This is a genomic window from Jiangella rhizosphaerae (assembly GCF_003579925.1).
In the GTDB taxonomy this organism is placed as follows: Bacteria; Actinomycetota; Actinomycetes; order Jiangellales; family Jiangellaceae; genus Jiangella; species Jiangella rhizosphaerae.
Map to the genome: position 1 here is coordinate 1 of NZ_QUAL01000144.1, position 25,681 is coordinate 25,681.

The 25,681-nt window shown below is 71.4% G+C and carries 21 protein-coding genes and 1 pseudogene; 10 read left to right on the forward strand and 12 right to left on the reverse strand.

Features of this window, described 5'->3' with window-relative positions:
- From DY240_RS14605 to dnaA, 8 genes and pseudogenes are all read right to left on the reverse strand, one after another.
- Positions 1 to 423: pseudogene (locus DY240_RS14605) on the reverse strand (hypothetical protein); the annotation flags it as partial.
- Positions 420 to 2,969: a DNA gyrase subunit A gene (gene gyrA, locus DY240_RS14610; protein ID WP_233552743.1), complete on the reverse strand. Its 2,550-nt coding sequence runs from the start codon at positions 2,967 to 2,969 to the stop codon at positions 420 to 422. The pseudogene DY240_RS14605 and the gene gyrA, both read right to left, overlap by 4 nt.
- Before the next feature lie 115 nt (positions 2,970 to 3,084).
- Positions 3,085 to 5,085, reverse strand: a complete 2,001-nt coding sequence (gene gyrB / locus DY240_RS14615) for a DNA topoisomerase (ATP-hydrolyzing) subunit B (RefSeq protein ID WP_199701525.1) — start codon at positions 5,083 to 5,085, stop codon at positions 3,085 to 3,087.
- 254 nt (positions 5,086 to 5,339) lie between these two features.
- Positions 5,340 to 5,957 carry a DUF721 domain-containing protein gene (locus DY240_RS14620; RefSeq protein ID WP_119660590.1) on the reverse strand — a complete coding sequence of 206 codons (618 nt, stop codon included), beginning with the start codon at positions 5,955 to 5,957 and terminating at the stop codon, positions 5,340 to 5,342.
- A gap of 16 nt (positions 5,958 to 5,973) precedes the next feature.
- A complete protein-coding gene (gene recF, locus DY240_RS14625; RefSeq protein ID WP_119660591.1) occupies positions 5,974 to 7,149 on the reverse strand; it encodes a DNA replication/repair protein RecF in 1,176 nt (391 codons plus the stop codon).
- Positions 7,150 to 7,159: 10 nt separating this feature from the next.
- Positions 7,160 to 8,080 (reverse strand): phosphogluconate dehydrogenase (NAD(+)-dependent, decarboxylating), encoded by a 921-nt coding sequence (gnd, locus tag DY240_RS14630; protein ID WP_119660592.1) that lies wholly within the window; start codon positions 8,078 to 8,080, stop codon positions 7,160 to 7,162.
- A gap of 122 nt (positions 8,081 to 8,202) precedes the next feature.
- Positions 8,203 to 9,336: a DNA polymerase III subunit beta gene (gene dnaN, locus DY240_RS14635; RefSeq protein ID WP_119660593.1), complete on the reverse strand. Its 1,134-nt coding sequence runs from the start codon at positions 9,334 to 9,336 to the stop codon at positions 8,203 to 8,205.
- A gap of 427 nt (positions 9,337 to 9,763) precedes the next feature.
- Entirely contained in the window at positions 9,764 to 11,242 is a 1,479-nt protein-coding gene (gene dnaA / locus DY240_RS14640; RefSeq protein ID WP_233552745.1) for a chromosomal replication initiator protein DnaA, read from the reverse strand.
- 512 nt (positions 11,243 to 11,754) lie between these two features.
- Between dnaA and rpmH the strand changes: the two genes are divergently transcribed.
- The 8 genes from rpmH to DY240_RS14680 all read left to right on the forward strand — a co-directional run bounded on the left by rpmH (position 11,755) and on the right by DY240_RS14680 (position 17,099).
- Positions 11,755 to 11,892, forward strand: a complete 138-nt coding sequence (gene rpmH, locus DY240_RS14645) for a 50S ribosomal protein L34 (protein ID WP_069109375.1) — start codon at positions 11,755 to 11,757, stop codon at positions 11,890 to 11,892.
- A gap of 37 nt (positions 11,893 to 11,929) precedes the next feature.
- Positions 11,930 to 12,301 (forward strand): ribonuclease P protein component, encoded by a 372-nt coding sequence (gene rnpA, locus DY240_RS14650; RefSeq protein ID WP_119660595.1) that lies wholly within the window; start codon positions 11,930 to 11,932, stop codon positions 12,299 to 12,301.
- Entirely contained in the window at positions 12,298 to 12,645 is a 348-nt protein-coding gene (yidD, locus tag DY240_RS14655; protein ID WP_119660596.1) for a membrane protein insertion efficiency factor YidD, read from the forward strand. Before rnpA ends, yidD begins: the two co-directional genes overlap by 4 nt.
- Positions 12,646 to 12,652: 7 nt before the next feature.
- The gene (gene yidC, locus DY240_RS14660) at positions 12,653 to 13,579 is read left to right on the forward strand and encodes a membrane protein insertase YidC (protein WP_199701526.1); all 927 of its coding nucleotides are present in this window, start codon (positions 12,653 to 12,655) and stop codon (positions 13,577 to 13,579) included.
- Positions 13,580 to 13,659: 80 nt separating this feature from the next.
- On the forward strand, positions 13,660 to 14,181 hold the full coding sequence (locus DY240_RS14665) for a Jag family protein (RefSeq protein ID WP_119660597.1): 522 nt from the start codon (positions 13,660 to 13,662) through the stop codon (positions 14,179 to 14,181).
- Between the two features lie 53 nt (positions 14,182 to 14,234).
- Positions 14,235 to 14,912, forward strand: a complete 678-nt coding sequence (rsmG, locus tag DY240_RS14670) for a 16S rRNA (guanine(527)-N(7))-methyltransferase RsmG (RefSeq protein ID WP_119660598.1) — start codon at positions 14,235 to 14,237, stop codon at positions 14,910 to 14,912.
- Positions 14,913 to 15,154: 242 nt separating this feature from the next.
- Positions 15,155 to 16,069: a ParA family protein gene (locus DY240_RS14675; protein ID WP_119660607.1), complete on the forward strand. Its 915-nt coding sequence runs from the start codon at positions 15,155 to 15,157 to the stop codon at positions 16,067 to 16,069.
- On the forward strand, positions 16,062 to 17,099 hold the full coding sequence (locus DY240_RS14680) for a ParB/RepB/Spo0J family partition protein (protein ID WP_119660599.1): 1,038 nt from the start codon (positions 16,062 to 16,064) through the stop codon (positions 17,097 to 17,099). The genes DY240_RS14675 and DY240_RS14680 overlap by 8 nt, the downstream gene beginning before the upstream one ends.
- Before the next feature lie 143 nt (positions 17,100 to 17,242).
- On the opposite strand, the gene DY240_RS14685 is transcribed toward DY240_RS14680, so the two are convergent.
- The 3 genes from DY240_RS14685 to DY240_RS14695 form a co-directional block, all read right to left on the reverse strand.
- Entirely contained in the window at positions 17,243 to 18,202 is a 960-nt protein-coding gene (locus DY240_RS14685; RefSeq protein ID WP_119660600.1) for a D-alanine--D-alanine ligase family protein, read from the reverse strand.
- Between the two features lie 15 nt (positions 18,203 to 18,217).
- Entirely contained in the window at positions 18,218 to 19,555 is a 1,338-nt protein-coding gene (locus DY240_RS14690; RefSeq protein ID WP_233552746.1) for an aminotransferase-like domain-containing protein, read from the reverse strand.
- A gap of 304 nt (positions 19,556 to 19,859) precedes the next feature.
- The gene (locus tag DY240_RS14695; protein ID WP_119660601.1) at positions 19,860 to 20,996 is read right to left on the reverse strand and encodes an N-acetylmuramoyl-L-alanine amidase; all 1,137 of its coding nucleotides are present in this window, start codon (positions 20,994 to 20,996) and stop codon (positions 19,860 to 19,862) included.
- Positions 20,997 to 21,245: 249 nt separating this feature from the next.
- Here DY240_RS14695 and DY240_RS14700 point away from each other — a divergent pair, with 249 nt between their 5' ends.
- Positions 21,246 to 21,797, forward strand: a complete 552-nt coding sequence (locus tag DY240_RS14700; RefSeq protein ID WP_147375329.1) for a hypothetical protein — start codon at positions 21,246 to 21,248, stop codon at positions 21,795 to 21,797.
- Between the two features lie 11 nt (positions 21,798 to 21,808).
- The gene (locus DY240_RS14705; RefSeq protein WP_158602854.1) at positions 21,809 to 22,711 is read left to right on the forward strand and encodes a hypothetical protein; all 903 of its coding nucleotides are present in this window, start codon (positions 21,809 to 21,811) and stop codon (positions 22,709 to 22,711) included.
- Between the two features lie 165 nt (positions 22,712 to 22,876).
- Here the strand turns inward: DY240_RS14705 and DY240_RS33730 are convergent.
- The coding region (locus tag DY240_RS33730) for a LysM peptidoglycan-binding domain-containing protein (protein ID WP_119660604.1) at positions 22,877 to 25,681 on the reverse strand (2,805 nt) is incomplete at its 5' end.

The following is a 25,681-nucleotide window of genomic DNA, read 5'->3' on the forward strand; positions in this document are numbered from 1 at the left end:
GGCCGCGCGCTGAGCGCCGGCCGGCGCCTGCTGCCCGGCGCGCTGGCCGTTGCCGTTCGGCGCACCGGCGTTCGGGGCAGCGGCGTTCTGCGGGCCGCCGTTCGGAGCAGGCTGGTCGCCGGGACGAGCCCACGGGTTCTGCGTGGAGTCGGCCCCCGAACGCGGCGTGGTGTCCTCGCGTGAGCGGTTGCGGGTGGCGACGCGGGCGGCCGCGGCTCCCCGCGGCTGCCCGCCACCCTGCTGGCGGCGGTTGTCGACCGCCGGGTCCGCGGCGCCCCGCTGCCCGTTCGGCGACCCGTTGCTACTGGGAGCCCCGGGCTTCGCGCCGTTGGACTGCTGGTCCTGCCGGTCCGGAGGAGGCGCGCTCTGGTTGCGCGCGTCCTGGTCGGTCCCCGGACGCCCGGTCGCGCCGCTGCTCGTCACGAGCCATCACCCTCCGCGTCGATCTCGGAGTCCGTCACGTCGTCGACGGCCTCCTCCACCGAGTCTTCCTCGGCACTGTGCGCGATGGCGACGACCACATCGTCGCCACCCAGCGCAACGTACTTGACTCCCATGGTGTCACGACCCTTGGCGGGAACGTCCGCCACTGGACTACGCGTCACCCCTCCGGACGCCCGGATGGCGAGCACCTCGTCGCCGTCGCCGACGACCAGGGCGCCCACGAGGGAGCCTCTGTCCTCATTGATCTTCATGGCCTTGATACCCAAACCCCCGCGTCCCTGAACACGATATTCCTCGACGACGGTTCGTTTGGCGAATCCACCATCTGTGACGGTAAAGACGTACGAGTCGGTTCCATCGCGCACAACGGACATCGAGAGCAGTTCGTCCCCGTCGCGGAACTTCATGCCGACGACGCCGCCGGTGGCCCGGCCCATCGGCCGCAGCTGGTCGTCGGTGGCGGTGAACCGGATGGCCTGCGCCTTGCGCGACACCAGCAGGATGTCGTCGTCGGCGCTGACCAGCTCGGCGCCGATCAGCTCGTCGTCCTCCTCGCGGAACAGGATCGCGATGACGCCGCCGGAGCGGTTGGAGTCGTACTCGGTGAGCTTGGTCTTCTTCACCATGCCGTGCTTGGTCGCCAGCACGAGGTACGGCGCCTGCTCGTAGTCCTTCAGCGTGAGCACCCGGGCGATCTGCTCGTCCGGCTGGAACGCCAGCAGGTTCGCGACGTGCTGGCCCTTGGCGTCGCGGGCCAGCTCGGGCAGCTCGTACGCCTTCGCGCGGTAGACCCGGCCGCGGTTGGTGAAGAACAGGATCCAGTGGTGCGTGGTGGTCACGAAGAACTGGTCGACGACGTCGTCCTCGCGCAGCTGCGCGCCCCGCACGCCCTTGCCGCCGCGCCGCTGCGAGCGGTAGAGGTCGGCCTTGGTGCGCTTGGCGTAGCCGCCGCGGGTGATCGTGACGACCACCGGCTCCTCGGGGATGAGGTCCTCGGCGGTGAGGTCGCCCTCGGCCGGGATGATCCGGCTGCGCCGCTCGTCGCCGTACTTCTCGACGATCTCGGCCAGCTCCTCGCGGATGATCGTCCGCTTGCGGTCGTCGGACTGCAGGATCGCCTCGAGGTCGGCGATGTCGGCGACCAGGGTGTCGTGCTCGTTCTGCAGCTCGTCGCGCGACAGGGCCGTCAGGCGGCGCAGCTGCATGTCGAGGATGGCCGTGGCCTGGATCTCGTCGATGTCGAGCAGCTGCATGAGGCCGTTGCGCGCCTCTTCGACGTCCTGCGAGCGGCGGATCAGCGCGATGACCTCGTCGATGGCGTCGATGGCCTTGAGCAGGCCCAGCACGATGTGCAGGCGCTCGCGCTTCTTGCGCAGCCGGAACTCGGTGCGCCGGCGGATGACCTCGACCTGGTGGGTGACCCAGTGCCGGACGAACGCGTCGAGCGAGAGCGTGCGCGGCACGCCGTCGACCAGCGCCACCATGTTGCAGCCGAAGGTGTCCTGCAGCTGGGTGTGCTTGTAGAGGTTGTTGCGGACGACGGTGGCGACGGCGTCGCGCTTGAGCACGACGACGATGCGCATGCCGGTGCGCGAGGACGAGTCGTCCTTGAGGTCGGCGATGCCCGGAACCCGGCCGGTGTCGGCCAGCTCGGCGATCTTGCGGATCAGCGCGTCGGGGTTGACCTGGTACGGCAGCTCGGTGATGACCAGGCAGGTGCGGCCGCGGCTGTCCTCTTCGACCTCGACGACGGCGCGCATGGTGACCGACCCGCGGCCGGTGCGGTAGGCCTGCTCGATGCCGGTGGTGCCGACGATGAGCGCGCTGGTCGGGAAGTCGGGGCCCTTGACCCGCTCGAGCAGCGCGGTGAGCAGCTCCTCGTTCGAGGCCTCGGGGTTCTCCAGGTACCAGTCGACCCCGGCCGCGACCTCGCGCAGGTTGTGCGGCGGGATGTTCGTGGCCATACCGACGGCGATGCCGCCGGACCCGTTGACCAGCAGGTTCGGGAACCGCGCCGGCAGGACGTCGGGCTCGGCGCCGCGACCGTCGTAGTTCGGGGAGAAGTCGACGGTCTCTTCCTCGATGTCGCGGACCATCTCCATGGCCAGCGGCGCCATGCGGCACTCGGTGTAGCGCATGGCCGCCTGGCGGTCGTCGCCGCGCGACCCGAAGTTGCCCTGCCCCTGCACGAGCGGGTACCGCATCGACCACCACTGGCCCAGCCGGACCAGGGTGTCGTAGATGGCGGTGTCGCCGTGCGGGTGGTAGTTGCCCATGACGTCGCCGACGACGCGGGAGCACTTGGAGAAACCGCGGTCGGGCCGGTAGCCGCCGTCGAACATCGCGTACAGGACGCGGCGGTGCACCGGCTTGAGACCGTCACGGACGTCGGGCAGCGCCCGGGCGACGATGACGGTCATCGCGTAGTCGAGATAGCTGCGCTGCATCTCGACCTGCAGATCGACCGGCTCGATCCGTCCCCCGGGTCCGAACGCGTCGCCGGCCGTGGTGGTGTCGTTGGTCACGAGTGGTTCCTCCAGGTGCGACCTGCCGGCCGCACGTCAGTTGAGACGCGCGAGACAGGCCCACGGTTGTCTTCGTCCCCGTTGTGTTTCATGTGCCGCGTCCGGCGCCGCCGGACTAGATGTCCAGGAAGCGGACGTCGCGGGCGTTGCGCTGGATGAACTTGCGACGGCTCTCGACGTCTTCGCCCATCAGCGTGCTGAAGATCTCGTCGGCCTGCGCGGCGTCGTCGAGCGTGACCTGGAGCAGCAGCCGCTGCTCGGGGTCCATGGTGGTCTCCCACAGCTCGTCGTCGTTCATCTCGCCCAGACCCTTGTAGCGCTGGATGCCCTCTTCCTTGGGCAGCCGCTTGCCGGCCTCGAGCCCGGCCCGGATGAGAGCCTCGCGCTCGCGCTCGGAGTAGGCGTACTCGGGCGCGACGTCGCGGCCGGACCACTTGATCTTGTACAGCGGCGGCGACGCCAGGAACACGTAGCCCTGCTCGACGACCGGCTTCATGAACCGGAACAGCAGCGTGAGGAGCAGCGTGCGGATGTGCTGGCCGTCGACGTCGGCGTCGGCCATCAGCACGATCTTGTGGTAGCGCAGGCGGTTGATGTCGAACTCTTCGTGCACGCCGGTGCCGAGCGCGCTGATGATGGCCTGCACCTCCTGGTTCTGCAGGATCTTGTCGATGCGCGCCTTCTCGACGTTGAGGATCTTGCCGCGGATCGGCAGGATCGCCTGCACCTTGGGGTCGCGGCCCTGCTTGGCCGGGCCACCGGCGGAGTCGCCCTCGACGATGAAGAGCTCGCACTCCTCCGGGTCGGTCGACTGGCAGTCGGCCAGCTTGCCCGGCAGGCCGCCGCCGCCCATGAGGCCCTTGCGGCTGCGGGCGGCGTCGCGCGCCTTGCGCGCGGCGACCCGGGCGATGGCCGCGCTCTGTGCCTTGCGGGCGATGAGCTTGCCCTCGGTGGGGTTCTGTTCGAACCAGGTGCCCAGCTGCTCGTTGACGATGCGCTGGACGAACCCCTTGGCCTCGGTGTTGCCGAGCTTGGTCTTCGTCTGGCCCTCGAACTGCGGCTCGGCGATCTTGATGCTGATGATCGCGGTGAGGCCCTCGCGGACGTCGTCGCCGGTGAGGTTGGCGTCCTTCTCCTTCAGCACGCCCCAATCGCGGGCGAACCGGTTGACCAGCGACGTCAGCGCGGCACGGAAGCCCTCTTCGTGGGTGCCGCCCTCGTGGGTGTTGATGGTGTTGGCGAAGGTGTGCACCGACTCGGTGAACTGGTCGTTCCACTGCAGCGCCATCTCGAGGCTCATCGGCTGGCCGTCGCCGTTGGTCGACTCGGCCTCGTAGGAGATGACGGTGGGGTGGATGGCCGTCTTCGTGGCGTTCAGGTGGTTGACGTAGTCGACCAGGCCGTGGTCGTAGCGGTAGCGCACCTCGCGCGGGCCGGCCGGGGCGTCGGACTCGACGTCGTCCTCGGCGCCCGCGTCGGGCTCGGCCGGGCGCTCGTCGCGCAGCACGATGGTGAGGCCCTTGTTGAGGAAGGCCATCTCGCGCAGGCGCGTGGAGAGCGTCTCGAAGTCGTACGTCGTGGTCTCGAAGATGTCCGGGCTCGCGTAGAACGTGGTGGACGTTCCGGTGCGGTCGGACGGCTCGTGCCGCTGCAGCGGGCCGTCGGGCACACCGAGGGAGTAGGACTGCGTCCACCGGTAGCCGTCGCGGTGGATCTCGAGGTCGATCTTCGTCGAGAGCGCGTTGACGACCGAGACGCCGACACCGTGCAGACCGCCGGAGACCTTGTAGCCGCCGCCGCCGAACTTGCCGCCGGCGTGCAGGACGGTCATGACGACCTCGACCGCCGGCCGCTTCTCGACCGGGTGTTCGTCGACGGGGATGCCGCGGCCGTTGTCGACGACGCGCACGCCGTCGCCGGGGAGCAGCGTGATGTCGATGTGGTCGCAGACGCCGGCCAGGGCCTCGTCGACGGAGTTGTCGACGACCTCGTAGACCAGATGGTGCAGACCTCGCTCGCCGGTGGAGCCGATGTACATGCCGGGCCGTTTGCGGACCGCTTCGAGACCTTCGAGTACGGTGATGGCGCTGGCGTCGTAGGACGTGGTGTCCGTCACGAGCGGGGGACCTCCTACCAGGGATCAGGCCGCACCGCTCCACCTGCAGGCCGCAGAAGAGGGCCCAGGAGACCGTGCGGCCTGGATGGACGTCACCCATTCTACCTTGTGCCGACGCGAGAATGCGCGTTCTGCGGCCCTGAATGCCCCGTGGAGCCGCGTAGATCGCCTCTCATGTGTCCCCATACCCGCACTGGGCGCCTCGGCGTCGCTGGGGGCCGTCTGGCGCCGCGGAGCGGATGGGCGGATTTCGGTCAGCCGTAGGTGTCGCGGGGACCGCGACCGGGTACGCTCCGTGGCCCGCGCCGCCAGCTCGGTGCCTGCGGTCCGCGGACGTCGACCCTGGTCACCGAGCCGTCGCCGATCTCGGCGTTGAACCGGCGCACCAGTTCGGCCGCGAACAGCCGCACCTGCGTCGCCCACGCCGTCGAGTCGGCCCGCACCGTGAGCACGCCGTCCTCGTAGTGCTCCGGCTGGACGTGCGCTGCCACCTCCGGCCCGACGACCTGGTCCCAGCGAGCCACCGCTCCGTGCACCGCGATGTCCTCGGCCCAGCCGTGCTCGCCGATCAGCCGGTCGACGGCCGAGCCCACCGCTTGCGGATCGCGGTCGTCGGAGCCCGGGCCACTCCAGCCGGCGCCGGGCGCCCGGCGCCGCCGCCAGGTCCCGCCACCGGTGCCGGTGCCGGTCCTGCGGTCCGGCGTGCGGCGGCCTTGCCGGCCGGCCGCCTTCGCCCGCGCGAGCAGCGCCTTCGCGAGGTCGTCGCCGTCGGGGTTCCACGTGAAACGGTCCGGGGGCCCGACGGGGTCCGTGGCGGGCGCGGGCAGGTCGACGTCCGGCGCCGGAACGGTGACATCGTCGCTGTCACTCATCGCGCACCTCCCGTCCTCAACCCGCCCGCCGGACCTCGCCGCCCAGCACGTCGACCCTGGCACCGCTCAGCCCTGGCGGGACGTCGGCCGGCACCGCGGCCGTGACCAGCACCTGCTCGGCGCCGGCCGTGAGCTCGGCCAGCCGGTCGCGCCGGCCGGAGTCGAGTTCGGCGAAGACGTCGTCGAGCACCAGTACAGGGTCACTGCCGGCCGAACGCAACAGTTCATACGAGGCGAGCCGCAGCGCGAGCGCGAACGACCACGACTCGCCGTGGCTCGCGTACCCCTTCGCCGGCATCGGTCCGAGCGACAGCACGAGGTCGTCACGATGCGGTCCGATCAGTGACACGCCGCGATCCAGTTCGTCGCGCCGCACCCCGGCCAGCGCCTCGAGCAGCGCCGCCGCCAGGGTGTCGCGCGACGGCACCAGCTCGGCGTCGGGGCCGAGCGAGCACTTGTACGTCAGCCGCGCCTCGCGGTCGCCCGAAGGGCCCGAGCCGCCGGCCACCGCGTCGTACGCCTTCGCGACCAGCGGCCGCAGCGCCTCGACGAGGTCGAGGCGGGCGGCCAGCAGTTCGGCGCCGGCCTGCGCCAGGTGGGTGTCCCAGACGTCCAGCGTGCTGAGATCGGGGCCGCGCGACGACCCGCCGCCGCGGCTGGCCCGCATGGCCGTGCCGGCGGACTTGAGCAGGGCGTTGCGCTGCTTCAGGACCCGTTCGTAGTCGGACCGGACGCCGGCGAACCGCGGCGCCCGCGCGACCAGCAGCTCGTCGAGGAACCGGCGCCGCTCGGACGGATCGCCCTTGACCAGCGCGAGGTCCTCGGGTGCGAACAGCACGGTGGTCAGCACGCCGAGCAGTTCGCGCGGCCGGGGGACCGGGGACCGGTTCAGCCGGGCGCGGTTGGCCTTGCCCGGCGTGATCTCGATCTCCAGCAGCGTGCTGCGCGGCTCGCCGCCCACGGTCTCGACGACGCTGCCGCGCACGACCGCCCGTTCGGCGCCGAGCCGCACCAGGGGAGCGTCCTGCGCCACCCGGTGGCTGCCCAGCGTGGCGAGGTAGTTCAGCGCCTCAACCAGGTTGGTCTTGCCCTGGCCGTTGGGCCCGACGAACGCCGTGACGCCCGGCTCGAGCGGCAGCTCGACCGCGGCGTAGGAGCGGAAGTCGGCCAGCGACAGATGGGCGACGTGCATGCGGGAGCCGTCAGGCCCGGGTGTCGCCGGCCCCGGAGGTCGGCCCGGCCTCGGCCGCCTTGACGGCGTGGCCGCCGAACTGGTTGCGCAGCGCGGCCACCGCCTTCATGGCGGGGGAGTCGTCCTGCCGGGACTCGAACCGGGCGAACAGTGCGGCGGTGATGACCGGCGCCGGCACGGAGTTGCGGATGGACTCCTCGACCGTCCAGCGGCCCTCGCCGGAGTCCTCGACGTAGCCCTCGATCTCGGCCAGCGCGGGATCCTGCTCGAGCGCCCGGACCAGCAGGTCGAGCAGCCAGGAGCGCACGACGGTGCCGCGGGACCACGCCTTGAGGGTGCCGTGGATGTCCTCGACGATGCCGGAGGCGGCGAGCAGCTCGTAGCCCTCGCCGTAGGCCTGCATGAGGCCGTACTCGATGCCGTTGTGGACCATCTTCGCGTAGTGGCCCGCGCCGACGCCACCGGCGTGCACGAAGCCCTCCTCGCGTGGGCCCTCGGGGCGCAGCGCGTCGAAGATCGGCATCAGCCGCTCGACGTGCTGCTTGTCGCCGCCGGCCATCAGCCCGTAGCCGACCTCGAGGCCCCAGATGCCGCCGGAGACGCCGCAGTCGACGTAGCCGACGCCGTGCTCGGCCAGGATGTCGGCGTGGACGCGGTCGTCGGTGAACTTGGAGTTGCCGCCGTCGATGACGATGTCGCCTTCGTCGAGCAGCTCGCCCAGCTCCTTGACGGTGGCCCGGGTGGGCTCGCCGGCCGGCACCATGACCCACACCGCCCGCGGCGCGGACAACCGCTCGACCAGCTCTTTCAGACTCCCGACGTCGCTGACCTCGGGGTTGCGGTCGTAGCCCACCACCGTGTGGCCGGCTCGCCGCAGCCGCTCGCGCATGTTGCCGCCCATGCGGCCGAGTCCGACCAGGCCCAGCTCCATGACGTTCCCTTCCGTGGCCACCAGTGTTCCTCCCCGTGATGCGCCGTGCGGCGGCGCGAGCCGATGTCACCATCCTCGCTCGCCGGGCGCGGCTCGTGCGACCGGGTCGCCGGCGAGGATCGTCAGCCGGAGAGGCGGATCGGCATCGCGAGGTACCGGTAGCTGCCGTCGGGCTCGGCCTCGGCGCTGCCGACGCCCTGGATGACCACCGGCTTCAGCGGGGTGTCGGTGAAGGACAGGTGGACGAACGGCGTGCCCAGCGCCTGCAGGCCGTCGAGCAGGTAGGTCGGGTTGAAGCCGGTGGCGATGGCCGGGCCCTGGACCTCGGCGGGCAGCGCCTCGGAGGCCTGCGCGTCCTCGCCACTGCCGGCCTCGAGCACGACCTGGCCCTCGTCGAAGGCCAGCCGGACCGGGGTGTTGCGCTCGGCCACCAGGGCGACACGCTTCACCGACTCGACCAGGGCGGAGATCTCGACCCGGGCGACGGTGGCGGTCTCGGCCGGGAACAGCCGCCGGTAGTTGGGCACCCACTCGCCGTCGATGAGCCGGCTGGTGGTGTGCCGCCCGCCGGCGGCCAGACCCAGCAGGCTGTCCTGCGTGCCGGTGCCCAGCGCCAGCGTGACCTCGCCGGCCGGGCCGAGCGTCTTGGCGGCGTCGACCAGCGTGCGGGCCGGCACCAGCGCGACCGCCGAGATGTCGGGCGTCCCGGGGTTCCAGGTGAACTCGCGGACGGCGAGGCGGTAGCGGTCGGTGGCACCCAGGGTGACGGTCTCGCCCTCGATCTCGATGCGGATGCCGGTGAGCGTGGGCAGCATGTCGTCGCGGCCGGCGGCGACCGCCACCTGGCTGACCGCCTCGGCGAGGACGGCGCCGTCGACGGTGCCGGAGGCCTCGGGCATGGACGGCAGGTCGGGGTACTCCTCGACCGGCAGCGTGAGCAGTGTGAACCGGGCGCTGCCGCAGGTGATGGTGACCTTGGAGCCGTCGGCGTTGAGGTCGACCGGCTTGTTGGGCAGCGACCGGGCGATGTCGGCCAGCAGCCGGCCGGAGACCAGAACGGTGCCACCGTCGGCCACGTCGGCGTCGACGGACACGCGGCCGGACACCTCGTAGTCGAACGACGAGAACGTCACTTGGGTGTCGGACGCGTCGATGCGCAGGCCGGCCAGTACCGGCACCGTCGGCCGGTTGGGCAGGGTGCGGGCCGTCCAGGCCACCGCCTCTGCCAGTACATCGCGATCGAGCCGGAACTTCACCGGTCCGTCCTCCCCTCGGGCAGCCGCCCGGGTCGTTGTGGTTCGACGTCATCCTTCCACGGGCCGCCGACAGTGGCGGCCAGAGGCGGCAATCGCCGGCCGTGAATCACACGATCCACAGGAACCGGCCCGCCAGGCTTGTGCGCTGCCCGTCGATCCATAGATGGTCTGGTCAGGTTCATAGCGTTGGTGGAAAGTGTGGAAAACCATGAACGTCGCAGGTGAGCGGCGCTAGCGTTGTCCACGGAGGCTGTGGGTACGAGCAGTGGGTGACGTGGACCGTCCGAGGTTGTCCACCGATGGGTGACACTTTCCCCGGACCGGTCCACGGCGATGGCACTCATGTCCACAAACTTGTCCACAGCCTGTGAGAAGTCGATCACTCCGCGTGCGTGTGCTTCTCCGGCCGTCGCGGCGCCGGCCACCGTCATGACTGCCGGGCCTGCTGCTTGATGCGGTTGGTCAGTTCGGTGACCTGATTGAAGACACTGCGCCGCTCGGCCATGAGCGTGCGGATCTTCCGCTCGGCGTGCATGACCGTCGTGTGGTCGCGGCCGCCGAAGTGCTGGCCGATCTTCGGCAGCGACAGCTCGGTCAGCTCGCGGCACAGGTACATGGCGATCTGGCGGGCGGTGACGAGCACCCGGCTGCGGCTGGTGCCCTGCAGGTCCTCGATGGTCAGGCCGAAGTAGGCCGACGTCTGCGCCATGATCGTCGCGGCGGTGATCTCCGGCCCGGACTCGGTCGGCACGAGGTCGCGCAGCACGATCTCGGCCAGCGAGAGGTCGACCGGCTGGCGGTTGAGGCTGGCGAACGCCGTGACCCTGATCAGCGCGCCCTCGAGCTCGCGGATGTTCGTGGCGATACGGCTGGCGATGTACTCCAGCACGTCGGGCGAGACGTTGAGGTGGTCCTGGGTGGCCTTCTTCGACAGGATCGCGATGCGGGTCTCGAGGTCGGGCGGCTGGACGTCGCAGGTCAGGCCCCACTCGAACCGGTTGCGCAGGCGGTCCTCCAGCGCGGAGAGCTGCTTCGGCGGCCGGTCGGAGGTGATGACGATCTGCTTGTTGGCGTTGTGCAGCGTGTTGAACGTGTGGAAGAACTCCTCCTGCGTCTGGATCTTGCCCTCGAGGAACTGGATGTCATCGATGAGCAGGACGTCGACGTCGCGGTAGCGGCGCTGGAACGCCGACGCCTTGTCGTCGCGGATGGAGTTGATGAAGTCGTTGGTGAACTCCTCGGAGCTCACGTAGCGCACCCGGGTGCCGGGGTACATCGTCCGCGTGTAGTGGCCGATGGCGTGCAGCAGGTGCGTCTTGCCCAGCCCGGACTCGCCGTAGACGTGCAGCGGGTTGTACGCCTTGCCGGGTGCCTCGGCGACGGCGACGGTGGCGGCGTGCGCGAACCGGTTGCTCGAGCCGATGACGAAGGTGTCGAACGTGTACCGCGGGTTGAGGTGCGGCTCGGCGTCGCCGCGCCGCGCCGGGCCGTCCGGCGCCGGCCGTGGCACGAATGCCGGCGCCTCGGCGGCGGCGCTGACCAGCGGGATCTCCTCGGTGTCGACCGACGACGATGACACCGGCTCGCGGAACCCGCCCAGCGGCGGCGGAGGGGGCACGGGGTCGACGGGGGCGCCTTCGGGCGGCGGCGCGACGCTGACGGCGAGGCCGACCGGCCGGCCGAGCACCTCGGACAGGGCGTCGACGATGTGCGAGCGCAGCCGCTGCTCGACCTGTGCCCGCGCGAAGTCGCTGGGGACGGAGATGACGGCGGTACCCTCGACGAGGGTGACGGGACGGGCCTGCGACAGGAACGCGCGCTGCTGCGGCCCGATCTCGATGGACTCCAGGTCGGTGAGAGCCTTGGCCCAAGCGGTCGCGAAGTCGATTCCGGCCTCGTCTGCCACAGTTCCCTCCAAGCTCGGCGATGGCCGCCGGCCGACGGCACATCAGAACATCAGTGGCGACTGGCTGGCCACCCCCGTCGTCGTTGTCCACACGGTCGTCCACAGGGTGTGGAGGGTGTCGACACGTGCGGTTTGTCTCCATCCGCTCCATTGTGACCTGCGCGAACGCGGTGCCGATACCGTGGTGCCGTACCGGGCTGACAGCGTGCTGGAGCACGTGACGCTAACAACATGTGGCCTGGGCTTCAACTGATGTCCACAGGTTGCCCCCAGGGCCCCGGCGTGTCGTTGCAGGCCGTACCCTGTCCCAGGGTGCCACGATGGGCGGTTGCGGCCGTCCGGCCCCTCCGACGGGGACGAGTTTGACCTGAGACGCGGCGACCGCGTACCGTAAATCGGTCCGACGAGGGCTCCTGTTGTCATGCCCGGGCTGCACATGCCCGGGGATGCGTGGGCCTCGCACGGCAACCCCGAAGCACGCACATCTCATCGATCGACACAGGAGCTCGGACGTGGTCAAGCGCACCTTCCAGCCGAACAACCGCCGTCGTGCGAAGACTCACGGCTTCCGGCTGCGCATGCGTACGCGCGCCGGCCGTGCCATCCTCGCCGCCCGCCGTAGCAAGGGCCGTGCCAAGCTGTCCGCCTGATCCGGCAGGCACGCTTGCGCTCGCTCGACGATCCGAGGTGCTGAAGGCCGAGCACCGGCTCCGGCGCTCGGCCGACTTCAGGGTGATCGTGCGCCGTGGCGTCCGCGTCGGGCGGCCGACCATGGTCGTGCACCTGCTGCCCGCCGGCGAGTCCGCCGACGCAGCCGATGCCGGCCCCGCGTCGGTGGGTCTGGTCGTCGGACGCACGGTTGGGGGTGCAGTGGTGCGCAACACCGTCCGCCGCCGGCTGCGTCATCTTCTCGCCGAGCGGGTCGACCGCCTCCCCGCCGGCTCCAAGCTCGTGGTCCGGGCTCTGCCCGGCATCGCGGGTGCTCCCAGCTCCGCCCTCGCGCGTGAGCTCGACGCGGCCATCGACCGCGCCGTGGCCCGAGCGGAGCACCGCCGATGAAGACTCTGCTGGTGGCCCTCCTCAAGGGCTATCGCCTCGTCATCAGCCCGCTGTACGGGCAGACCTGCCGCTACTACCCGACCTGCTCGGCGTACGCCTTGAGCGCGGTGGAGCGGCACGGTGCCCTGCGCGGAAGCTGGCTGGCCCTGCGTCGGCTCGGCCGATGCCACCCCTGGTGCGCCGGGGGCGTCGACCTCGTACCCACCCGCGAGCACTACCGCTGGTGGGGCCGGGCCGCCGGGACTGACGGCGACGACGAGCCGCTCGCGGCGCCGTCGCACCGAGCTTCCGCGCCGCGGGCGGACCTGCCGCCGGGCGCACCGACCTCTCTCCGAGGAGTCTGATACACCCGTGGATACCATCCTCGCGCCGTTGTACTACCTGGTCAGCTGGATCATGATCGGCTGGCACTGGCTCTTCTCAGAGCTCATCGGCATCGATCACGACGGCGTGAACTGGGCGTTGGCCATCATCGGGCTCGTCGTGGTCATCCGCATCCTGCTCATCCCGCTCTTCGTCCGGCAGATCAAGTCGCAGCGGAAGATGCAGATCCTCCAGCCCCAGTTGCGCGAGCTGCAGAAGAAGTACAAGGGCGACCGCGAGCGCCTGCAGCAAGAGATGATGAAGCTGTACAAGGACACGGGCACCAACCCGTTCGCGTCCTGCCTGCCCATCCTGCTCCAGGCCCCGTTCCTGTTCGCGCTGTTCCGGGTGCTCGACGGTGTCGCGAAGGGCCACGAGCGCGGCGCGTTCACCAGCCAGCCCGAGCTGTTCGAGTCGGCCGGGCAGGCCCAGATCTTCGGCGCCCGTCTGGCCGACACGTTCCTGAACGCCGAGAGCGTCAACACCCGCATCATCGCCGCGGTCATGGTCGTGCTGATGTGTGTCACGCAGTTCATCACCCAGCGCCAGATCATGCGCAAGAACATGCCGAAGGAGGCCCTGGAGGGCCCGTTCGCGCAGCAGCAGAAGATCCTGCTGTACGTGCTGCCGCTGGTGTTCGCGTTCTCCGGCGTCTACTTCCCGCTGGGCACGGTCCTCTACTGGCTCACCTCGAACTTCTGGACCATGGGTCAGCAGCTGTACGTCATCCGCCGGATGCCCGCGCCGGGCACGGAGGCCGAGAAGGCGCACCAGCGGCGCCTGGAGGAGAAGGCCCGCAAGAAGGGCATCGAGCTGCCGACGCCCGACGCCGGCCAGCCGGCGCAGCCGGAGCAGACCGAGGTCGTTCGGCGGCAGCCGAAGAAGACCACGCGCTCGCAGCGCAAGAAGAAGTAGCCGGCGGCGGCGACCGCACGGCACGGCAGGGCTCGGCGGGCAGCTGACCCGCCCCACAACGAACGTAGAAGGAGTCGACGGTGAGCGACGCTGGCACGGAACTCGATGCGGCGCAGGAACGAGTGGGCGACGCTGGCGAGAGCCTGACGAAGCGGCTCGAACGCGAGGGTGACATCGCGGCGGACTACCTGGAGGAACTGCTCGACATCGCCGACCTCGACGGCGACATCGACATGGACGTCGAGGGCGACCGCGCGGTCGTATCGATCATCGGCGACGGCCTCGACGCGCTGATCGGCGACAACGGCAAGGTGCTCGAGGCGCTGCAGGAGCTCACCAGGCTGGCCGTGGTCCGCGAGACCGGTGAGCGCAGCCGGCTGATGCTCGACATCGGCGGCTACCGGGCGAACCGGCGGGCCGAGGTGCTGGAGCTGGCGAAGCGGGTCATCGAGGCCGTGCGCACGTCCGGCGAGCCGGAGTCGCTGGGCGCCATGTCCCCGTTCGAGCGGAAGGTCGTCCACGACGCGGTCGCCGAGGCGGGCCTGCGCAGCGAGTCGGAGGGCGAGGAGCCCCGGCGCTACGTCGTGGTGATGCCTGCCTAGTGGTCCACGTTTCACGTGAAACCACACAGCTGACATTTTCAGGAGGCCGAGTCTTGGACGACGTTCTCGCCGTGCCGGACTCGGCCTCCGCCGTGTTCGGGGACCGGCTCGAGCTGGCCGTCGCCTACGCCGAGCGGCTCGCGGGCCCCGGCATCGAGCGCGGCCTGCTGGGACCACGTGAGGTCCCGCGGATCTGGGACCGGCACATCCTGAACTCGGCGGTCGTGGCCGAGCTGGTCGACGAGGGACGGATCGTCGCCGATGTGGGTTCCGGCGCGGGCCTGCCGGGTATACCCCTGGCGATCGCCCGGCCCGATCTCGAGGTCGTCCTGATCGAGCCGCTGCTCCGGCGCAGCGACTTCCTGACGGAGACGGTGGCGGCGCTCGGGCTCGAGGGCGTGCGCGTGCTGCGGTCGCGGGCCGAGGACGTCCGTCCACGGGCCGGGTTCGACGTGGTGACGGCCCGCGCGGTCGCGCCGATGGACCGGCTGGCGGGCTGGACGCTGCCCCTGCTGCGGCCCGGCGGAGTGCTGCTGGCGCTCAAGGGCCGGTCGGTTTCCGAAGAGTTGCGCGATTCCGCCGCGTCATTGGCGAGAATGGGCGCGGCGTCATGGAGAGTGGAGGAAGCCGGCGCAGGCGTGGTCGACCCGGTCGCGCGCATCGCCGTCGTGGTCGCCGGACGTAGGGGGACGGCGCCGAAGCAAGGTGCACGACAACGGAGGACGAACTGATGACCGATACCACCGTCGTGGCGGGCCTGGGGTGGCCCGCGGCCGGTGGGGTCGTCGCAATCGACAGCGCTACGGGGGAACGGCGGTCGCCCACGGGGTGGCCGCTCATCAGTGGGACCATTGATCCGACGGGCGGACCGTCGAACCTGGAGCGTGAGAATTCGGTGAATGCGGGCGACCGACCGGCCGAAGTGGCCGCGAGCACCCACGTACGTTCGACGGCCGATCTGGCGGGCTTCGCGATGTCCGGCTCGCTGGCCGACCTCGACACACCCATCGCTCGCGAGGCCGCGGTCGCGCTCATGGCGGTCGGCCGGCGGACGGCGCCGATGCCGAAGCCCGACCAGATCCGCATCATGGTCGTGGCCAACCAGAAGGGCGGCGTCGGCAAGACCACCACGACGGTGAACCTCGCGGCCGCGCTCGCCGTGAGCGGACTGCGTGTCCTGGTGATCGACCTCGACCCGCAGGGCAACGCGTCGACGGCGCTCGGCATCGACCACCACGCCGAGATTCCCAGCATCTACGACGTCATGGTCGAGGAGACACCCATCGGCGACGTCGTGCAGAAGGTCGAGGAGATCGACGGGCTGTGGTGCGTGCCCGCCACCATCGACCTCGCCGGCGCCGAGATCGAGCTGGTGTCGATGGTCGCGCGCGAGTCGCGCATGCGGAAGGCGCTCGAGCAGCACCTGCAGTCGCCCGGCGTCGAGTACGACTACGTGTTCATCGACTGCCCGCCGTCGCTGGGCCTGCTGACGGTCAACGCCCTGGTCGGCGGCGACGAGGTGCTCATTCCGATCCAGTGTGAGTACTACGCCCTCGAGGGTCTGAGCCAGCTGCTCAAGAACATCGACATGGTGCGTGCCCACCTCAACCGCGACCTCGCGGTCTCGACGATCCTCCTCACCATGTACGACGGCCGCACGCGTCTGGCCGCGCAGGTGGCGGAGGAGGTCCGGCAGCACTTCGGCGACACGGTCCTGAAGACGGCCATCCCGCGCTCGGTCCGCATCAGCGAGGCGCCGAGCTACGGGCAGACCGTGATGACATACGACGCCGCCTCCAGTGGCGCGCTGTCGTATCTGGAAGCCGCGCGCGAGATCGCGGAGCGGGGAGCATCGGGCAGCACACATGGGGAGACGACTGATGGCTGAGAAGAGGCGGGGGTTGGGGCGCGGTCTCGGAGCCCTGATTCCGACTGGGGAGCCGGCGAGCGGCGACGCGCTGCGCAAGTCTCCGGTCGACGTCTTCTTCCCAGGCAAGACCGAGGGCAGCAACGGCTCCGCGCCGCATGTTTCACGTGAAACGGCGGCGTCGGAGGCTGACGAGCTGCTGCCCGTCGACGGCGCGACGTTCGCGGAGATTCCGGTCGATGCGATCGTGCCGAACCTCCGCCAGCCGCGGCAGGTGTTCGACGAGGACGCGCTGGCCGAGCTGGTGGCGTCCATCCAGGAGGTCGGCCTGCTGCAGCCGATCGTCGTCCGCCAGCTGGAGTCCGGCCGCTACGAGCTGGTGATGGGTGAGCGGCGGTGGCGGGCGACGAAGGAGGCCGGCTTCCCGACCATCCCGGCGATCGTCCGCACCACCCGCGATGACGACATGCTGCGCGACGCGCTGCTGGAGAACCTGCACCGCAGCCAGCTGAACCCGCTGGAGGAGGCGGCCGCCTACCAGCAGCTGCTCGACGACTTCGGCTGCACGCACGACGAGCTCGCGGTGCGCATCAAGCGCAGCCGGCCGCAGATCTCGAACACGCTGCGGCTGCTGAAGCTGCCGCCGCTGGTGCAGCGGCGGGTCGCGGCGGGCATCCTCTCCGCCGGGCATGCGCGCGCGCTCCTCGGCCTCGGTGACGGCGCCGCTCAGGAGCGGCTGGCGCAGCGGATCGTCGCCGAGGGCCTCAGTGTCCGCTCCGTCGAGGAGATCGTGGCCCTCGACGACACCAACGACGCGCCGAAGACGCGCGCTCGCCGGGCCGCCCGCCCGGTGGCGCCGCGGCTCAACGACATCGCGGCCGCGCTGTCCGAGCGGCTCGACACCCGGGTGAAGGTCGACCTCGGCCGCAGCAAGGGCAAGGTCACCATCGAGTTCGCCAGCATCGACGACCTCGAGCGCATCGTCGGCACCATCGACCCCCGCATGGGGAAGGCCGTCCGCGACGCCGACGGCGGTACCGCGTCCGACTGACTCCACAGAGCGCAGCGGCGGACCGCAAGCCGGACGACCAGCCAGGTCTGTGGGCGGGAATGCCGTCAGGGGTAGGCTGCGGGCGTCCGAGCGAGGAACGAGCGAGGCGGGCGGAGACGGCATTCCCGCCCACAGACCGGACCCTAAGTGCGGCTGTGCCGGTCGACGGCTGCCGCTAGCAGCTCACGCGCCAGAACGCCGAGGTCCAGCCCTGCCGCCTGCACGGCCTGGGGCAGCAGCGAGGTCTCCGTCATGCCCGGAGCGACGTTGACGTCCAGCAACCACGGCACGCCGTCGCGGTCGACGATGAGGTCGGTGCGCGACAGGTCGCTGAGCCCGAGCGTCTGGTGCGCCGCCACCGCCACCTGGGCGACGGCGCCGGCCGCCTCGGCGTCGAGCCGGGCCGGCACGAAGAACTCCGTGGCGCCGGCCGTGTATCGGGCGTGGTAGTCGTACGTGCCCGACTCGGGCACGATCTCGACCGCGGGCAGCGCGCGTGGGCCGTCGCCGGTGTCGAGCACGGCCACCGCGACCTCGGTGCCGTCGATCCACTGCTCGATCAGCGCCGGCTCGCCGTACGCGAAGCACTCCACCATGGCGGCGGGCAGCTCGTCGGCCGAGCGCACGACCGTCGTGCCGAGCGCGGAGCCGCCGCGCGACGGCTTCACGACCAGCGGCAGCCCGAGCCGGGCGACCAGCGCGTCGAGGAGCACGCCGGCGCCCAGCTCGCGGAAGGTCGACTGCGACAGCACGGCCGACGGCGGCGTGGCGATGCCGGCGCGCCGCACGATGGCCTTGGCGACCGGCTTGTCGAAGGCCAGCCGGCACGCGGCCGGCGCGGAGCCGACGTAGGGCAGGCCGGCCAGCGAGAGGACCTCCTGGATGGCGCCGTCCTCGCCCGACACGCCGTGCAGCAGCGGGAAGACGACGTCGGGAGCGTCCTGGCGCAGCGAGGTGAGGAGGTCGGCGTCGGCGTCGCGCTGTTCGACGTCGAGGCCCACCTCACGTAGCGCCTCGGCCACCCGGCGACCCGAGCGCAGCGAGACGTCGCGCTCGTGCGACAGGCCGCCGGCGAGGACGAGAACGCGGCCGAGATCAGTCATGCTGGAACGAACCCCTCAACTCTGGTCCGGCGCCGGTGCGTCGAGACCGGGCCGCTGTGCGGCACCCCAGGCCCCGAACGTGGCGCGCAGCTCCATCTCCTGCTCGATGACCTGGGCCAACCGGCGCACGCCCTCGCGGATGCGCTCGGGCGTCGGGTAACAGTACGACAGCCGCATGGAGCGCGAGCCGAAACCGTCGGCGAAGAATGCCGTTCCCGGCACGTACGCCACTCGGCTGGTGACCGCGCGCGGCAGCATCGCCTTGGCGTCGATGCCCTCGGGCAGCGTCAGCCACACGTAGAACCCGCCGGTGGGACGGGTCCAGTGCGCGCCGGCCGGCATGAGGTCGTCCAGCGCCTCGAGCATGGCGTCGCGCCGCTCGCGATAGGTCTCGCGGAAGTCTTTGACCTGCGCCATCCAGTCGTGGTTCGCGAGGTACTCCGAGACCGTGAGCTGGCTGAACGCCGGCGGGCACAGCACGCTGTTCTCGGCGGCCAGCACCAGCTTCTCGCGCACGGCGTGCGGCGCGAGGGCCCAGCCGACGCGCAGGCCCGGCGCGAACGTCTTCGAGAAAGAGCCCAGGTAGATGACCTGTTCGGCGTCGTCGGCCCGGATGGCGCGGGGCACCTCGCCGTCGAAGCCCAGCAGGCCGTAGGGGTCGTCCTCGATGATGAGCACGTCGGCCCGCCGGCAGATCTCGAGCACCTCGGCCCGGCGCGCCGCGGTCATGCTCACGCCGGCCGGATTGTGGTAGCTCGGGATGGTGTAGAGGAACTTGATCGGCTTGCCCGCGGCGCGCACGGCCTCGATGGCGGCGCTCAGGCGCTCGGGCACCAGCCCGTGGTCGTCCATCTCGACGTGCACCACGGACGCCTGGTACGACCGGAACGTCCCGAGTGCCCCGACATAGGACGGCGCCTCGGCCAGGATGACGTCGCCCGGGTCGATGAAGATGCGGGTGACGAGGTCGAGGGCCTGCTGCGAGCCGACCGTGACGGTGACGTCGTCAGGGTGCGCCACGATGCCGACCGGCCGCATGACGTCGCAGATGTGCTCGCGCAACGTGGGATCGCCCTGGCCGGAGCCGTACTGCAGCGCCGTCATGCCGCGCTTCGCCACGAGGTCGTTGACCAGGGAGCCGACGACGTCGAGCGGCAGCCCGGAGATGTTCGGCATGCCTCCGGCCAGCGACACGACCTCGGGCCGGGACGCGACCGCGAACAGCGAGCGCACCTCCGAGGCCGTCATGCCGTGGGTGCGGGTGGCGTAGCGGTCGACGTATGAGTCCAGGCGTGAGCCGGTGGCGGCTGCTGCGTCGGTCGTCTTCCGGTTCGGGCTGGGCTGCGGGCTCACGTACACACCTCCCGGGAAAGGACCGACACAGACGACGGGGCCGGAAACTCCGGTACCCCAGGGTCAACTGTGCCTCATCGGGGCAGGTGGTGGCGAATTGGTATCCGCTCTGCGGTCGGCCGTGTCGGCATTGCGGTTCCGGCTGAGGTTCCGGCCGGGAGTCCGGCCGGGGTCGGGGATGCCGTCTCCGCCCGCCTCGCTCGTTCCTCGCTCGGACGCCCGAGCCTACCCCGACGGCATCCCCGACCCCGGCCTGGCTGGTCTGCCGGTCGGGCGGTCGCGGAGCGGATGGGTGTGAGTGGTGTCAGCCGGTGGCCAGATCGTGGAAGCGCAGCGCGCCCGTGGCGGCGTCCTCGCCCGACGGCAGGTAGACCCGCTGGATGGCGACGACGATGGCCTCGGCCACGACGTCGCGGAAGTCGGGGTCGGCCAGCCGTGCGGCGTCGCCGTCGTTGGTGATGTAGCCCAGCTCGACCCGGGCCGCGGCCATCCGGGTGTGGCGCAGCAGGTCCCACGTCTTCGGATGCGCCCGGCAGTCGACGAGGTCGGTGCGGGCGACGATTTCGCGCTGCACCAGGCCGGCGAACTGCTCGCCGATGGCGCTGGCCGTGCCCGGCTCGTGGCTGCCGTAGTAGTAGGTGGCCACGCCGGAGGCCTCGGGGTTCGGGTGGGCGTCGACGTGCAGCGAGACCAGCAGGTTGGCACCGGAGTCGTTGGCGAACGCGGCCCGCTCGGCCTCAGTGGGCGACCCGTCGGCGCCCGGGCCGCGGGTCAGGTAGGTCTGCACGCCGGTGGCGGTCAGGCGGCCCTCGATGCGGGCGGCGAGGTCCTCGACGACGGCCGCCTCGTCGAGTCCGTTGGCCCGGTGGCCGCGATCGGGGCCACCGTGGCCGGGGTCGATGACGACGACCTTGCCCGGCAGGCGCTTCCCGGCCTGCCGAAGCGCCTCGACCGCGCGCAGGCTCTCGGGCCGGCCGCCGGTGACGATGGGCGCCAGCCGGCCGAGCGCCTTGAACGTGCTGGGACCGCAGGTGCCGTCGGCGGGCAGGCCGATGTTGCGCTGGAACTCCCGCAGGGCGTCGCCGGTGCGCGCGCCGAACACGCCGTCGACCCGTCCGACGTCGAAGCCCAGCTCTGACAGCCGCCGCTGCAGCGCGATGACGTCGTCGCCGGCCTGCGGGTTCCCCACGACGTACGACAGCAGCCGGTCGCCCAGCCGCCAGCGCGCCTCGTCGAGCACCCGGTAGGTCGTGGCGTCGACGACACCGGTCGCGGTGAGCCCGCGCTCCTGCTGGAACTGCCGCACCGCCTGGGCGACGTCCTCGTCGAACGTGCTGGGGCCGGGCGCGGTGTCGTCGAGGAGTCCGAGCTGCGTGAGCTTGGAACGGATCTCCGCGATCGCTGGTCCGGTGTCGCCCAACTGGTAGCGAAGCGAGGTCATCCGGAGGTGATCCTTCCCTGGGCCGTGTTCCTGACATCGGGCTGTACGACGTACCAGCTCGGTCGGTTCCCGTTTCACGTGGAACCTGCACAACCCTCCGCCACAGCTCGCGCCGATTCTACCCACAGCGGGCCGCCGCAACCGCCTCGTGGTCAGCCCTGCTTCGCCGCCTCGGCCAGCGGAAACGACACCCTGTCGTTCACGACGTTCGTGTTGCCCGTGTCATGGCTTGATCGCTATTGTCCCTGCATGAGCGGCTCGTTTCCCCGGGCGGGCCGGCGCTTCACGGTCGGCTTGGTGTGCCTCGCAGTCGTGGCCGCATGCAGCGGCGACGACGACTCCGGCGATCCCGCGTCCCCGGAGCCCAGGGCCACCGTGACCGAGGACGTCGCCACGCAGGCCGAGGCCGAGATCCAGGCGGTGTTCGAGCAGTTCATCGCCGCCGTGGTCGAGGCGCAGAGCGGCGCGGCCGACGATCCCGCCGCGCTCTTCGAGGGACTGGCCACCGACGAGACCATCGAGTTCAACGCCGGCATTGCGTCGCGCTATGCCGACCAGGGCATCGTGCGAGTCGGCGAACCAGTCATCAGCGATGTCACCGTGCAGGTCGTCGACCAGTCCGGGGTGGTGAGCGCCTGCATGGACGAATCGGGCTGGACTCCGCAACTCACTTCGGGTCAGACCATTCCGCCTGCCGAGGAGCAGCTGACGCCGCATCCCGTGGTGTACGAAGTCGTCGAGTCCGAGGGTTCGTGGCTCATCGGCAACCCGATCGAACCTGGAGGGACCATCACATGCTGACCCCCCGACGCGTGTCCCAGGTCCTGATGGCGACCGCCGTCCTGCTGATCGGCCTGCTCGGCGGAATCGCGCCCGGCCAGGCTGCGACGCTGCGTCCAGCGGCGGTCGAACCGGCCACCGACCCCTGCTACGTCCTGATCGAGGTCCGCCCCGGCGTCTTCGAGTACGTCAACATCTGTCCCGATCCCGACGAGGAGGACAGTGGCGAGGACGGCGGCTCGGGCGGCGGCGGACCGCGGTGCGACCTCACCGAGGAGCCGTACGACGAGTTCTGCCTCGGCACGAAGGCCTGCCGAGCCGACATCCCGTCGCCGCTCTCGGAGGAGAAGTGGCCCGAGCACACCCGGCCGGGCCCCGACCACATCTTCACGTTCGTCCAGTGCCGAGTGCCCGGGCAGGAGGAGCTGTACGAGCGGTGGCGGTGGATCGAGCCGTACGAAGACGCCCTCCCCGGCCTCGGCTGGCAGGCCCTGGGCCGGCTGCAGACGCCGGCGTTCACCATGCGCTTCGAACCGGCCGGCATGACGTACGTCGGCGCCGACACGCGGTTCCTGCTCGACGGCCTCGGCGACGGCGAGATCATCGGCAGCGTGGCCGGTCCGCTGCAGGCCACCGGCATGCTCAGCCACGTCGAGATCGACCCGGGCGACGGGTCCGCCACGATCGAGTGCGACCCCGACCTGCGCTCGCGCGCCTGCGAGCACGTCTACCTCGAGATGTCGTACGACCAGACGGCCGAGGACTTCGACGGGAATCCGGGCTTCGCGGCCCAGGCCCGGCTGGTCTACGACATCACGTTCACCATGGGCGGCGTCGAGGTGAACCTGCCGGGCGTGCCCGACACGCTGGAGAGCCCGTGGAACGGGACCGTCGTCCCGGTCGGCGAGATCCAGGCGCTGGTCCGCACCCGCTGAACACGGCCGTCCGGACGAGGCGTGAGCTGAGATTCTTCAGCGCGTTCGCGGCGGCCGGCCGCCTTGGCAAGCCCCACCGTCGCGCAGCATCGGACATATCGGACACGTTGGCGACGACCAGCATTGCCAAGGGCGCGCGGGCCAGGTGACGGTCCGCGACGCCGGCTAGAGGCGTTCCGGCACGCCGGAGCGCTCCGGGGCCGGGCTGGTGAGCTCGGCGATCAGCTGGACCGTGGCGTCCTCAAGGTCGTCACCGAGGTCGGCGCTGATGGCCGTCATGCGGGCGATGGCGTCGTCGATGCCGGCGCGGTTGCCGGCGAGGTGCTCGGCCTTGATGCGGTCGCGCCACAGCAGCTCCATGCCCGGCTCGACCTGCAGGCCGATGGTCGACGCCTTGCGGGCGAGGTGGGCGTCGCCGCCGCGGAGGGCCCGCTGGGCGAGCTCGTGCGCCGCGTCGACGATGGCCGAGATCATCTCCTGCTTGAGGTGCTCCGCCCAGCCGTAGCGCCGCGGGTTGACACCGGTGAAGGGCTGGCCGCGGACCAGCTCCAGCGCCGCGACCAGCTGCTGGGTGCCGGCCAGGGTGGGGTCGTCGCCGACCAGCGACCGCCACTGGTCCCAGTCGGTGGTGACGCCCGGGTGGAACCGGTAGCCGGAGTCGACCCGCGGCAGGTAGTCGTCGCCGTTCGCGTCGCGGCCGAACCAGCGGCGCAACTTGGAGATCGCGGTGTTGCGGGTGTTCTGGGTGACCCTGCTGCCCGGCCACATGGCGTCATCGAGGGCCGCGTGCCCGAGGCCCGGGTGCAGCGCGATGAACGCCGCGATCTCGGTGAGCTGCCGGTACTTGGACTGCTCGACGGGTCCCTCGGCGTCCTCGACCTCGACCGGTCCGAGCAGCAGGACGGTGGGGCCGTCGCCCGGGACCGGGGCGGACGACGGCGCAGCGCTCGGGAGCTGCGCGGCCGGCGCCACCGGGTCGGCGGCCGCGACCACGTCGTCCGTGGGCTCGTCGGGCGACGGCTCTGCCGCCGGTAGGTCGAAGTCGGCCTCGAGGCTCTCCAGCAGGCCGGGGCCGACGTCGCCGGGCTCGGGCTCGTCGGCCGGCCGGCCGCCGGAGTCGACCCACGGCCGTGCCGGCTGCGTCGTGACGCCCAGCAGCTCCAGGATCTGGTGGTACTGGTGCTGGTCGAGCCGCTGCGGCTGGACGTCGACGCCCACCGGCTGCAGGACCGCGGCGTCGGGATCGCCGGCGGACAGCTCCAGCGACCACTGACCCACCGCGCCGTTCCCACTGGTCACCGCGGCGACCGCCACGCGGGGCAGCGACTGCACCAGCTCGGCCAGCTGCGTGTCCTGCTCGGGACCCAGCGGCTCGCCGAGCAGCACGATCTCGGGCGTCCACGCGGCGACGGCGACCCCGCGGGCGCGGGCGTCGTCGAGGGAGTACGCGCCGGACTCGGCCATGGCCGCGCGGTCGTGCCGGGCTCGTGTGCTCAGCTCGGTGAGCAGGCTGCCGACCGTCGGCAGGTAGCGGATGCGGCCGGTGTCGAGCCCGCTCGCCAGCTCGGGGCAGGTGCCGACCAGCGTGACCTGGAGGTCGTCGGCCCACGGGCTGGTCGCCAGCTCGACGGCGAGGGCGGCCATGACCTCGCGGGAGGGCTCGCGGTCGCCGACGACGGCGAGCGTGCCGAGCCGCTCGAGGTCGAGCAGCAGGTGGCCGTCCTCGGGACCGTGGCCGACGGTGACGAGGCTGGGGTACGGCGCCGGCACGTCGCGCAGCTCGTCGGCGTCGAACGCGCGACCGGCGGCCGCGGGAAGCAGCCACACGTGGCCCTGATCGGTCGCCACGAACGGCGCCGGCAGCTCCGCGGCGTCGGCGAGGTACAGCTCGAACTGCTCGGACGTGAGCCGGCCGATGCGCAGCGGCGGCAACGAGACCCCGCGCCGGGCGCAGTCGGCGGCCAGTCCGCGCAGCGCGACGTCGACCAGCTCCACGCTCATCGGGTCGGCGACGCCGCGCAGCTCACGCTCGGTGTCGGCCAGCGCGCCGGCCGGCATGGCGATGCGCTCGCCGGGCTCCCGCCGTCGCTGCTGGGTGCGCCGGCGGGCGGCCAGGAACGCGAGCACGCCCGCCGCCAGCAGCGCTCCCACGCCGGCGGTGGTGCGGACCGGCACCTGGACGTCGTCGCCGACGGCCTGCGTGGCGGCGTCGCCCGGCTGCTCGGCGACCGGCGGCTGCAGCGGCTCGTCGGCCGGCGGCTGCTCCTCGGCCGGTGCCTCGCCGGCCGGAGCCTCCGCGGGCGGCTGCACGTCCTCCTCGACGGGCGGAGCGGGCTGCTCGGCCGGCGGCGGCACGGGTTCGCGAGCCACCGGGTCGCCGACCACCGGTGGCGTCCCCGCGGTCCCCGGGATGGTGATGGTCCAGCCGGGACGGATGAGGTCGGGATCGGTGAGCCGCGCTCCGTCGGGCTGGACGGTGTCGCGCGAGGCCTCGACCAGCTCGGGATACCTGGCGCCGTCGCCCAGCCGCTGCTCCGCGATGCCCCACAAGGTGTCGCCCTCGGCCACGACGTGGGTGGTGGCTCCGGTGTCGGCGACCGGGACGGCCGGCGGCGCGGGCTCCGGCGGCAGCAGCAGCTGCCACCCGGGGTCGATCCAGTGCGTGTTGTCGAGGGCGCGGCCGCCGGGCTGGGGGAGGCCGTAGTTGAGCTCGGCGATCTCGGGCCAGCGCATGCCGTCGCCCAGCTCCTGCTCGGCGATGCGCCACAGCGACTCACCGCGCTGGACGGTGTGCGTGCGCTGTACGGTGGCCGGCTGCGCCGCCGTCTCGGGAGCGGTGGGCGCCGTCTCGGCCGTCGTCACCGCGGGCGCGGCCGGAGCCTCGGCCGTCGTGACCGGAGCGGGTTGCGGCGCCGGCGGCTGGACCGGCTCGGCGGCCGTGGCGACGCCGACCGGGCCGACGACGAACGC